The following is a 10,655-nucleotide window of genomic DNA, read 5'->3' as shown; positions in this document are numbered from 1 at the left end:
CTCAACCCAGACTACCTCGAGGCCCTCATCCGACAGACCCCAAAATCAGCAACAAAAAGCTGAAGCGATTCCCCTGGCTCTCAGCCTTTGTCTCGACGCGCTCTCTTGCGCCGAACCGGCGTCCACTTCGGCGGAGAGTGCTCTGAAAGGGGTTCCAGCGCTCTCGCCCGGCAAGGACACTGCGCCGGGGCATCCGAGCGGGCCGGGCGCGAACGCCGCGTAAGGTTCGTCGGGCTGCCGGGGTTCAGCGGGGCGGGCGCGCCATCGGTCGGGACACCCGGGTCCCGCGGCTTCTGCAGGCAGAAGGAGGGGGCGCCCTCGGCCTTCGGGGCGAAGTCGCCGTCCGTCGCTCTGTGCCCAACGTCCTTGGCGCCAAGGAGGTTGGCGATTGTGCAACTCGACCGCGGTCGCGGCCGAGCGAAGCCTCTCGCATCCCGGTCGCGCAGAGCGACGGCCGATCCGCGCAGAGGGGGCGAAGCGCGCATCGGCCGTCCATCACCCGGCCGAAGTCGGCGGGTGATCCGGTGAAGCAGCGGTCTCAGTGAGCCTCGATGGGGCCCGAGGACCGCTGCGGTTTCTTGAGGATCGCCACCACCGCGAGGCTGAGGACGAGGCTGACGCCGACGAGGTAGAACCCGTCCGCGTAGGCCATGACGGTGGCCTCGCGGCGGACCTGTTGCGCCAGCAGGCCGATAGCTGCCCCCTTCGCGGCGATCGGGTCGGCGATGCGGGCGTGCATCCCCGCCGCCAGCGCCGCGAGCCGGTCCTGGGTCCGGGTGGCGTTGACGGTGATCGCCTCGGCCAGCACCGAGAAGTGCATGTGCTCGCGCCGGTCGATCATGGTCGACAGCATCGCGATGCCGATCGAGCCGCCGAGGTTGCGCATCATGTTGGACAGGGCCGAGGCGTCCGCCGTGTCGCGGGGCGCGAGACCGGCGGTCGAGAGCTGCGAGAGCGGGATCGTGAACAGCGGCTGCCCGATGGCCCGCAACAGCTGCGGCAGGATCAGCTGGTCGGCGCCGACGTCGTGGGTGAGCGCCACGTTGATCCAGCAGCTCGCGATGAAGAACAGCGTCCCGGTGACCACGAGCAATCGCGCGTCCACGGCGCGCATGAGCAGGGGCATCATCGGGAACAGCACGAGCTGCGGCAGGCCCGACCACATCACCACGTAGCCGATCTGCTGGGCGTTGTAGCCCTGGATCTGCGCGCAGTAGACCGGGATGATGTAGATCGACCCGAACGAGACCGCGCCCAGCACGGTCATCAGCACGCAGGCGCCCCCGACCGACCGGTTGGCCAGCACGCGCAGGTTGATGAACGGGCGCTCGGTCGTGAGTTCGCGGAGGATGAACCCGGTAATCCCGAAGACGGCGAGCAGCGACATGTTCACGATGATCTGCGAGCCGAACCAGTCCTTCCGCTGGCCCTCTTCAAGCACGTAGGTCAGGGCCGGCAGCCCCATCGCCATGAGGCCGATGCCGATCCAGTCGCCCTTGAGCAATTCGCTCCAGCGGGCCGGCACGCTGTCGAAGGCCCCGAGCTGGATCGCCGCCGCCATGGGGCCGAAGACTAGATTCAGGTAGAAGATGTAGTGCCACGACAGGTTGTCGGTGAGCCAGCCGCCGACCGTCGGCCCGATGGCCGGCGCGAAGGTTGCCGTCAGGCCGAACATGGCGATGCCGATGGGCTGCTGCGCCTTCGAGAGCCTCGTGCGCACGATGACGATGGCGGTGGGGATCAGCACGCCGCCGGTGAAGCCCTGCCCGGCCCGGAACAGGATCATCTGGCTCAAGGTGGTCGAGAGCGCGCAGGCCAGCGAGAACCCCGTGAACAGCATCGTGTTCGCCGCGAGGTAGCGGCGCAGGCCGATCACCGAGGACAGCCAGCCGGTGAGCGGGATCACGATGATCTCGGCCATCAGGTAGGCGGTGGAGATCCAGCTCCCCTCCTCGGTGGAGGCGCCGAGCGCCCCCTGGATGTCGGCGAGCGACGCGTTGGTGATCTGGATGTCGAGGATCGCCGTGAAGGCGCCGAGGATCGCACCGAACACGGCGAGCCAATCCCGTGCGCTCGCCTTCTCCGGCGCCGGCGTTGCCACTGTGGCGGCACTCATTGCGGCAGCGCCTCGCTGACGAGGGCCGGCGAAGCCTTGCCCTGGCGCGGCCGCCCGTGTTCGACGGGGTCCTGCGTGTGGACCGTCGCCTCGACCGACAGGCCGGGCCGCAGGCGCGCGAGCAGCGGATCGGTGTCGTCGAGGGTGACCCGGACGGGCACGCGCTGCACCACCTTGGTGAAGTTACCGGTGGCGTTCTCCGGCGGCAGCAGGGCGAACTGGGCGCCGGTTCCGGGCGAGAAGCTTTCGATCCGGCCCTCGAATTCATGGTCACCGAAGGCGTCGACGGTGAACGTGACGCGCTGGCCTTCGACCATGTGCCCGGTCTGGGTCTCCTTGAAGTTCGCCACGAGGTAGATGTCGCGGCCCATGGGCACGAGGGTCAGGAGCCCGGTGCCGGCCGAGACGAACTGTCCGACCCGGAGCGAACGGTCGCCCGCGACGCCGTCGGTCGGCGCGGTGATGGTCGTGTAGGTCAGGTTGAGCTTGGCCTGCTCGACCTTCGCCTGCGACGCCTCCAGGCTCGCCCGGGCGCTGGCCTCCAGCGCCTTCAGGGCATCGACCTGCTTCCGTGCCGCTTCCAGGGACGCGATGGCCTTGTCGTGCGCCGCCCGCTTCTGGCGCAGGTCGGCATCTGCCTGCTGCTGGCGCTGCACCGTGCCGGAGCCGGTCGACAGCAGGTTCTGGTAGCGGGTGTATTCCTTGCCGGCGAAATCGAGGGCGGCATCCGTGTTCTCGACCTCGGCTTGCGAGGATTGGACCTGTGCCAGCTGCTGCGTGATGGCGGCGGCCGTGCCAAGGAGCTGGGCGCGGCTCTTCTCGACCTCGGCCTCGGCCTGCTTGAGCATGACCCGGTACTCGCGGTCGTCGAGACGCGCGATCACGTCGCCGGCCTTCACCGGCTGATTGTCGGCGACCATGACCTCGGCCACGTGGCCGGCGATCCGCGGCGCGACAGTGACTTTGTCCGACTGCAGGTAGGCGTCCTCGGTGGTCTCCAGGAAGCGGCCCACCGTCCACCAGTGCCAGCCATAGGTGCCTCCGCCGCCGAGGGCGGCGAGGAGGACGAGCGGCAGGATCACGCGGCCCTTCCTGCGCCTGCGCACAGGGGCCGCGGCATCCGCCGACGCGACGGGGTTCGTGCCACCCGCCGGAGCGGGTGCGGCGCCCGGTTGGGGAAGGTCCTTAGGACGAGCGTCCATGGTGGTAGCCAACATCAAAACGATACGGTAAAGTATGGATACATGACCGGCGGGGCCGAGGCAAGGAGGCATACGATGCAAACGGTGGCAGAGCGGCCGGCCGCGCCGAAGCGGGGTACCGGCGGGCGTCCGACGCGGGAGGAGGCGGTGCGGCGGGAGGCGCGCATCGTCGAGGTCGCCATGCGGCTGTTCATCGAGCGCGGCTTCGACGCCACCTCCATCGACGCCGTGGCCGAGGCGGCGGGCGTGAGCAAGCCGACGCTGTACGCGCGCTACCGCGACAAGCGTGCCCTGTTCGAGGCCGTGCTGAACGAGCGGGTCCGCGAGTGGCTGGCGCCGCTCTCGGCGGCGGCCGAGGTGCAGGCCCTGGAGACGGAGCCCAGGGATGCCGGGCTGGTCCTCGACGAGTTGAGCCGCAAGTTGCTCGCCCGCGCGCAGGATCCCGGTGCGGCCGCGCTCAAGCGCTGCATTGTCGCCCAGGCCCTGCAGTTTCCGGATCTGGCCAAGCTCGCCTACGAAGAGGGCTGGCTGCGTGGCGTGCGAGCCGTCGCCCAACTCCTGGAGGTGCTGGACGCGCAGGGCCAGCTCGAGATCGACGACTTCGAGATCGCCGCCGACCTGTTCCTCAACCTGATCCTCGGGCGCAGTTCGAAGCAGGCCCTCTACGGCATCCAGGTCGACCCGGAGGCGCAGGAGAGACGCCGTCGCGCGGCCGTCGCGCTGTTCCTCGCGGGCATCCGTCACTCCGGCACGACTCGATGACGGGTCCGAATGGGAGGAGCGGTGAGCCGGCGACCAGTCCGCCTTCGAACGGCCCACCGACGGGACATGTCTGGCCCCGGTGACCAGTCGGCGCGATGCTGGATGCGGGCATTCTCGTGGCGCCCCAACCTCATTGCGATCCCGACCTGGAAATCCGAGGCTGACAACGATTGTCTGCTTGCACACGCCCCATGAAACAGGACCGCAGGGCGACGGTATGCTCTCGACCGAGGAGCGACGGCGCGCAACTACGGCACCAAGAACGCGCGCATCCGCGACGTGGTCGTCAAAGGTAACGCCCTGCACAGGGCCGACTTCTTCCGCTCCGGTCCGACGATTCCCGAGCCGCGGCTCGCCATTGAGCGCGAGGTTTTCAAGCGCTTGGAGATCCTACGCCCGAGCATTACCCCGTCCCGAGGCAAGCCCCTGTTGCGCTGATGCGGGATACGGTCACGGCTCAGACGGTCCGCCGGGTCGCGAAGGGAGCCGCCTGATTCGCACTGACGGCGGTACGCTCGCTCTTCGGCGTAGCACGGACCGGCGCTAAGAGATTGAAAGATATGGAGCGGGCGATCGGGATCGAACCGACGACATTCAGCTTGGGAAGCTGACGTTCTACCACTGAACTACGCCCGCCGACACAAACTGCGTCCGAGGCGGCGAAAGCGGTTCAACCGCTCGACCCGAACCCGGCGCGCTCATGCTTGGGCATGATCTAACAGCCGGACCGCGGTTGCGTCAAACGGATCGTCCACGTTTCCCCGCGCCGCCATCCGCGCGCGGCACCACTGAGACCCTGTGCGCGCCGGCCGGATCAGGCGACACGCGAGAGGCTGCCGGTCTGCGGTTTGTGCGTCTCGCGTGCGGAGTCGTAGGCCCGGTTCCGGAGCGCCGTCTCGCTCGGTAACTGATCGATCACGGTGCCCGAGGCAGGGTCCACCACCTGGAAGACGATGGTGCTGGTATCGGGATCCTGGACGAAGCGCGCCTTTCCGTCGGTCGTGCCGATGTCCAGCTTCACCGCAGGTTCCAGTGCCGCTGAGCTCGCAGGCGCGTCGGACGTCTGCTGCGTGTCGGCCGGGGCGGCCGGGGCAGCTGTGGCGCCGAGGGCGTCGAGTCCTTGCGGTCCCGGCGGCGGCGCCGCCAGCGGGCGGATCTCCATAGCTCATCTCCTGCGATCCTATGATCGAACGATTCAGCCGGCACGCCGCCTAAGCGTTCCTTAACGCTCGCCGCCCGTCCACCGGCTGCCTCACGGCAATGCGCCATGCACTGAACATTCCGTTACCGCGCCGACACAAATGCATGCTGATCTAACCGGCCCGCGCGCAGCCGCCGCATCCCGGCCGCGGCCGCCGAGGGTAGGAGCCACGGATGCGCCGCGCCTGCGTGCTGTTTCTGATGGCGGCCACGTCGCCGCTCGCCGCGGTGGATCCCGGTGGCACGGCGGCAACCCGGGCGCGCTTCATCGCGCGGCACCGGTGCGCGATCGTGGCGCGCCTCGATGCCATGCACAGGCGCGGCCCGGTCGGGGAATCGCGGGACCGGTTCATCATCGTCGCGCTGCGCGGTGAGCGGCAGCGCTACGTCCAATGCATCTTCCACGCTCGCGACACGCGGATGTTCTGCGAGGCCTCGTCCGGCGCCTACGGCCCTGCCGGCGACGGCCGGCTGCGGCTCGGCGCGGCCGAGCAAGCGGCCCTGCGGGCGCTCGGCTACGTCCAGGCGAGCCCCCGGGAGAACTTCGCCCGCGACGTCGAAATGGGCGATCCGCCCGACTTCACGATCGTGGCGGATCAGATGCTTTCGGCGCTGCACGACGGTTACGGCGCCCGACCGGAATCCGTGATCGAGATCACGGCCCCCCATGGCGGAGATCCGGGCGCCATCTGCAACACGCCCGAATCCTGAACGGACCGGGCGTGCCGTCGCTTCACTCGGCGGCGTCGACGTAGAGCTTCCCGCCCTCGGCCAGGAATTCCTGCGACTTCGCCTTCATCCCGGCCTCGGCCTCGGCCTTCGACATCGCGGGCGCCGCGCCCACGACCTCGCCGGCTTCCTCCATCGCCAGCACCTCGGCGCGGAGATCCTGCGTGATCTTCATCGAGCAGAATTTCGGCCCGCACATCGAGCAGAAATGCGCGACCTTGTGGGCGTCCTTCGGCAGGGTCTCGTCGTGGAAGCGCCGGGCCGTGTCCGGATCTAACCCTAAGTTGAACTGGTCCTCCCAGCGGAAGTCGAACCGGGCGCGGCTGAGCGCGTCGTCGCGCAGCTGCGCGGCCGGGTGGCCCTTGGCGAGGTCGGCGGCGTGGGCGGCGATCTTGTAGGTGATGACGCCGGTCTTCACGTCGTCCCGGTCGGGGAGCCCCAGATGCTCCTTCGGGGTGACGTAGCAGAGCATCGCGGTGCCGAACCAGCCGATCATCGCGGCGCCGATGCCGGAGGTGATGTGGTCGTAGCCCGGGGCGATGTCGGTGGTCAGCGGGCCGAGTGTGTAGAACGGCGCCTCGCCGCACTCCTTCAGCTGCTTCTCCATGTTGACCTTGATCTTGTGCATCGGCACGTGGCCGGGGCCCTCGATCATCACTTGGCAGCCCTTGTCCCAGGCGACCTTGGTCAGCTCGCCGAGCGTCTCCAGCTCGCCGAACTGGGCGGCGTCGTTGGCGTCCGCGATCGAGCCCGGGCGCAGGCCGTCGCCGAGCGAGAACGAGACGTCGTAGGCCCGCATGATGTCGCAGATCTCGTCGAACCGCTCGTAGAGGAACGATTCCCGGTGCCCGGCGAGGCACCAGCGCGCCATGATAGAGCCGCCGCGCGACACGATGCCGGTCACGCGCCTTGCGGTCAGCGGCACGTGGGCGAGCCGCACGCCGGCATGGATGGTGAAGTAGTCGATGCCCTGCTCGGCCTGCTCGATCAGCGTGTCCTTGAACACCTCCCAGTCGAGCTTGAGCGGGTCGCCGCCGACCTTCTCCAGCGCCTGATAGATCGGCACCGTGCCGATCGGGACCGGGCTGTTGCGGATAATCCACGAGCGGATGTTATGGATGTTGCGGCCAGTGGACAGGTCCATGACCGTGTCGGCGCCCCAGCGGATCGACCAGACCAGTTTTTCGACCTCTTCGGCCGCCGAGGAGGTCACGGCGGAATTGCCGATATTGGCGTTGATCTTCACCAGAAAGTTCCGGCCGATCGCCATCGGCTCCAGCTCGGTATGGTTGATGTTGGCCGGGATGATCGCCCGGCCGCGGGCGATCTCGTCGCGCACGAATTCGGGGGTGATGAAGGGCGGCACCGAAGCGCCGAAGCTCTGGCCATCGGCGAGGGCGGCCTCGGCGCCCTCCAGCATGGCCTCGCGACAGGCGTTCTCGCGGTGGGCGACGTAGATCATCTCCTCGGTGATGATCCCGGCCCGGGCGAATTCGTACTGGGTCACCATCTGGCCCGGCGCGGCCTTGCGGATTGTCCGCTCGGCGGGGCAGGGGGCCACGAGCTTGTCGCCGGCAAAGCCATTATCCTCGGGCTTCACCGCCCGGGGCTCGATGGCGGCGTAGCCGCGGGACGCGATCCAGGGCTCGCGCACGCCCGGCAGGCCGGCATTGAGGTCGATGCGCGCATCGGTCTCGGTGTAGGGTCCCGACGGGTCGTAGACCCGCACCGGTTCCTCCTTCGGATCGGAGAGGACGATCTCGCGGTAGGGCACGCGGATGTCCGGCCGCCCGGCCGGGCTCGCATAGACCTTGCGCGAGCCGGTGACCGGACCGGTGGTCACGGCCTCGGGGTTGCCTGTCACGTCCTTGGGGCGAACGGGTGCGTTCATCGTGGGCCTCTCCTCGTCCTGGAGCGGTCCGGTCCACGCGATGGGTGAGATGAGAGAGCCGGCCGCAAGGCGCGCGGCCGCAGGTTCCCGTCCCTCCGCCGGTATGAGCCGGATCAGGTTCAAGGGTCAGGGCCGGATGCCCAATCTCAGCCCCCTGCGGGGCCCCCCTCGGAACGGTTCAAGACTCACGGTTGCTGCGGGCTTTGTCAATGCTGCGCAAAAGTCCCGAACGATATCCGCGCACGATGGTCTGAAGGCGTTCCGAGCCGGACTCAATTGCAAGATTGACGGAGGCGGTCTTAGGGAAGGGCTCCGCGCGCGTCGCTTCCTCCCGCCGATCCGAATGCGCCTCCTCGCCGGCCTCGTGCTTGCGGCCCTCCTCCTGTACGGGCTGGCGCTCGCCGCGCTCGCCGTGGGACAGCGCCGTTTCCTGTACCCGGGCGCCTATCGGCCGCCGCCGCTGGCCCCGGTGCCGCCGGGGCTTGAGCAGATCGCGATCGCCACCGCGGACGGCGAAACGCTCCATGCGCTCTGGCACGCCCCGCAGCCGGGTTGCGGGATCGTGATCACCTTCCACGGCAATGGCGGCCGGCCGGAGCCGCACGCCGCACGCTTCGTCGCCGATCCGTGGCGCGCGGCCGGCTGGGGCGTACTGGCCCTGGCCTATCGCGGCTATCCGGGCTCGACCGGCAGTCCGAGCGAAGACGGTTTGATCCGCGACGGCCGCGCGGCTCTGGCGGAAGCCGCGGCCCGGGCGCCGGGGGCTCCGATCCTGCTGCACGGCCATTCCCTCGGGGCCGCCGTGGCGGTTGCGGTGGCCGAGGGGGCATCCGCGATCGGACTCTACCTGGAGGCGCCGTTCGACTCGATGACCCGCACGGTGCGGCTGCATGCCCCGCTGGCACCGTCCTGGCTCCTGCGCGACACCTACCGCTCGGATCTCCGCATCCGTACCGGGACGGCGCCGGTGCTGATCGTCCAGGGCCGCGACGATCCGGTGGTGCCGGCCAAGCTCGCCCTGGCGCTCGCCGCCGCGGCCGGCCCCCGGGCACGGATCGAGCTGGTGCCGGGCGATCATGTCTCCATCCTCGGCCTCCGGGACCGCGAGGCGGAGGCTTTGTTCGGCGCGCGCGTCGGCGTGGGCTGCACGGCGGTCGGGACGGCGGAGTAACGGGCGGATGAAGGAGGACGTGCGTGGTCGGACGGCGGTCCCGGCGCTGGAGCGCCGATGATCCCGATCAGCCGGGCGTCGCCCCCCGAGCCGATCCGGTCTGCCCGCTCTGCGAGCGGCCGATTCCGCCCCGCGCCCGGTCGAGCCTCCATCACCTGACGCCCAAGCTGAAGGGCGGCACCCACCGCGGCACGGTGCGGCTGCACCAGATCTGCCACTCGGCCATCCATGCCCGCTACAGCGAGGCCGAGATCGCCAAGCGCCTCGCCGATGTGTCGGCGCTGCGGACCGATCCGGAGATCGCCCGGTTTCTCGCCTGGGTCCGCGGCAAGCCCGACGACTTCCACGCCGCCACGCGCATGACCCGCGACCGGCGGGCATCAAGACGCAAAGTCTGAGCGGTGGCCATTTACTGACTCTTTGCCAAATTGGCAGAACGATTTCAATTTGAGTCTTGCCGGCAACCAGAGCAAGCCCAGGATCATCCCAGTATCGGGGTGCGATGATGGCTGGCGCAGGGGACGCACGGGACCGACTTGCCTGGGTTGATATCGCCAAGGGGATCTGCATCCTCCTGGTCGTGATGATGCATTCCGTGACGGGCACGGGCGCGGCCATGGGCGGCGAGGGCTTCCTCCACCCGGTGGTCGCCTTCGCGAAGCCGTTCCGCATTCCCGACTTCTTCCTGCTGTCGGGCCTGTTCATAAGACGGGTGATCGATCGCGACTGGCGCCTCTTCTCCGACCGCCGGGTGGTCCACTTCGCCTACTTCTACCTGCTCTGGCTGGTGATCCAGTCGGCGGCCCGATACGGGCAGATCGTCGGCGATGGTGGTCCGGCGGATTTCGCCGCGCATCTCGCGCACGCCCTGATCGAGCCCTATTCCAGCCTGTGGTTCATCTACCTGCTGGCGGTGTTCTCGGTGGCGACCAAGGCGCTGCGCCGCGTACCCGGCGGCGTGCTGCTCGCCGCGGCCGCGCTGCTGCAGATCGCCGACATCCGCAGCAACTCGATCCTTATCGAGGAATTCTGTGCCCGCTCCGTCTATTTCGTAGCCGGATATCTGTTCGCCGGCCGGATCTTCGCCCTGGCCGATGCGGCCCGGCGGCATGTCGGGCCGGCGCTTTGCGGCCTCGCCCTCTGGGCCGCCGTCGAGGGATGGCTCGCCCTGACGCCCTCACCCAGCCCCGTCCATCCGAGCCTGGCGAGCCTGCCCCTGGTGAGCCTCGCCCTCGGCGCGGCCGGCGCGCTGGCGATCGTGGTGGCGGCCGCCCTGATCGGCCGGGCGGGCGGCCCCGTCGCCGAGGCGCTCCGCACCTGCGGTCGGCGCTCGATCGTCATCTACCTCGCGTTCTCGCTGCCGATGGTGGCGACGCGGGAGATCCTCGTCCGCACCGGGCTCATCGCCGATATCGGTGCCGCGAGCCTGATCGTCATGGTCGTCGCGGTGCTGCTGCCGCTCGTTCTGGAGCGGGTCGTACGCGGCGCGCCGCTGGACGTCCTGTTCGTCCGGCCCGCCCGCTTCCATCTCGCGCCGGCCCGTCTGCCGCGACGGCCGGCCTTGCAGGCGACCTGACGGGACGC

Annotated in this window: 9 protein-coding genes, 1 tRNA gene and 1 riboswitch; of the genes, 5 read left to right on the top strand and 5 right to left on the bottom strand. The window is 69.2% G+C overall.

Annotated elements, in window-relative coordinates; translation table 11 throughout:
- Nucleotides 1-538: 538 nt before the first annotated feature.
- Complete coding sequence (locus FVE89_RS14340; protein WP_160534603.1) at nt 539-2,116, bottom strand: DHA2 family efflux MFS transporter permease subunit; 1,578 nt, start codon at nt 2,114-2,116, stop codon at nt 539-541.
- Complete coding sequence (locus FVE89_RS14335) at nt 2,113-3,198, bottom strand: HlyD family secretion protein (RefSeq protein ID WP_342389645.1); 1,086 nt, start codon at nt 3,196-3,198, stop codon at nt 2,113-2,115. The genes FVE89_RS14340 and FVE89_RS14335 overlap by 4 nt, the downstream gene beginning before the upstream one ends.
- 195 nt (nt 3,199-3,393) lie before the next feature.
- On the opposite strand from FVE89_RS14335, the gene FVE89_RS14330 reads away from it, so the two are divergent.
- Nucleotides 3,394-4,080 (top strand): TetR/AcrR family transcriptional regulator, encoded by a 687-nt coding sequence (locus FVE89_RS14330; protein WP_160534601.1) that lies wholly within the window; start codon nt 3,394-3,396, stop codon nt 4,078-4,080.
- Nucleotides 4,081-4,641: 561 nt separating this feature from the next.
- On the opposite strand, the gene FVE89_RS14325 is transcribed toward FVE89_RS14330, so the two are convergent.
- Nucleotides 4,642-4,716 (bottom strand) — tRNA-Gly (locus FVE89_RS14325).
- 178 nt (nt 4,717-4,894) lie between these two features.
- Nucleotides 4,895-5,242 carry a flagellar protein FlaG gene (locus tag FVE89_RS14320; protein ID WP_160534600.1) on the bottom strand — a complete coding sequence of 116 codons (348 nt, stop codon included), beginning with the start codon at nt 5,240-5,242 and terminating at the stop codon, nt 4,895-4,897.
- A gap of 212 nt (nt 5,243-5,454) precedes the next feature.
- On the opposite strand from FVE89_RS14320, the gene FVE89_RS14315 reads away from it, so the two are divergent.
- Entirely contained in the window at nt 5,455-5,991 is a 537-nt protein-coding gene (locus tag FVE89_RS14315) for a hypothetical protein (RefSeq protein ID WP_160534599.1), read from the top strand.
- Nucleotides 5,992-6,013: 22 nt separating this feature from the next.
- Here FVE89_RS14315 and thiC read toward each other — a convergent pair whose 3' ends face one another.
- Nucleotides 6,014-7,900 (bottom strand): phosphomethylpyrimidine synthase ThiC, encoded by a 1,887-nt coding sequence (gene thiC / locus FVE89_RS14310; protein WP_160534598.1) that lies wholly within the window; start codon nt 7,898-7,900, stop codon nt 6,014-6,016.
- Nucleotides 7,901-7,973: 73 nt separating this feature from the next.
- Nucleotides 7,974-8,079, bottom strand: a riboswitch (TPP riboswitch).
- A 164-nt stretch (nt 8,080-8,243) separates the two neighbouring features.
- On the opposite strand from thiC, the gene FVE89_RS14305 reads away from it, so the two are divergent.
- The 3 genes from FVE89_RS14305 (at nt 8,244) to FVE89_RS14295 (ending at nt 10,647) form a co-directional block, all read left to right on the top strand.
- Nucleotides 8,244-9,071 carry an alpha/beta hydrolase gene (locus FVE89_RS14305; RefSeq protein ID WP_160534597.1) on the top strand — a complete coding sequence of 276 codons (828 nt, stop codon included), beginning with the start codon at nt 8,244-8,246 and terminating at the stop codon, nt 9,069-9,071.
- A 23-nt stretch (nt 9,072-9,094) separates the two neighbouring features.
- Entirely contained in the window at nt 9,095-9,469 is a 375-nt protein-coding gene (locus FVE89_RS14300) for an HNH endonuclease (RefSeq protein WP_160534596.1), read from the top strand.
- A 107-nt stretch (nt 9,470-9,576) separates the two neighbouring features.
- Nucleotides 9,577-10,647: an acyltransferase family protein gene (locus FVE89_RS14295; protein ID WP_160534595.1), complete on the top strand. Its 1,071-nt coding sequence runs from the start codon at nt 9,577-9,579 to the stop codon at nt 10,645-10,647.
- Nucleotides 10,648-10,655 lie beyond the last annotated feature (8 nt).

The organism is Methylobacterium sp. 2A (assembly GCF_009806555.1).
In the GTDB taxonomy this organism is placed as follows: Bacteria; Pseudomonadota; Alphaproteobacteria; order Rhizobiales; family Beijerinckiaceae; genus Methylobacterium.
This window is presented reverse-complemented; position numbering and strand designations above follow the sequence as displayed.

Bases quoted from the DNA above. Each gene is read 5' to 3' on its own strand.
- FVE89_RS14340 (WP_160534603.1), bottom strand. From the start codon at position 2,116: ATGAGTGCCGCCACAGTGGCAACGCCGGCGCCGGAGAAGGCGAGCGCA.
- FVE89_RS14330 (WP_160534601.1), top strand. From the start codon at position 3,394: ATGCAAACGGTGGCAGAGCGGCCGGCCGCGCCGAAGCGGGGTACCGGC.
- FVE89_RS14320 (WP_160534600.1), bottom strand. From the start codon at position 5,242: ATGGAGATCCGCCCGCTGGCGGCGCCGCCGCCGGGACCGCAAGGACTC.
- FVE89_RS14315 (WP_160534599.1), top strand. From the start codon at position 5,455: ATGCGCCGCGCCTGCGTGCTGTTTCTGATGGCGGCCACGTCGCCGCTC.
- thiC (WP_160534598.1), bottom strand. From the start codon at position 7,900: ATGAACGCACCCGTTCGCCCCAAGGACGTGACAGGCAACCCCGAGGCC.
- FVE89_RS14305 (WP_160534597.1), top strand. From the start codon at position 8,244: ATGCGCCTCCTCGCCGGCCTCGTGCTTGCGGCCCTCCTCCTGTACGGG.
- FVE89_RS14295 (WP_160534595.1), top strand. From the start codon at position 9,577: ATGGCTGGCGCAGGGGACGCACGGGACCGACTTGCCTGGGTTGATATC.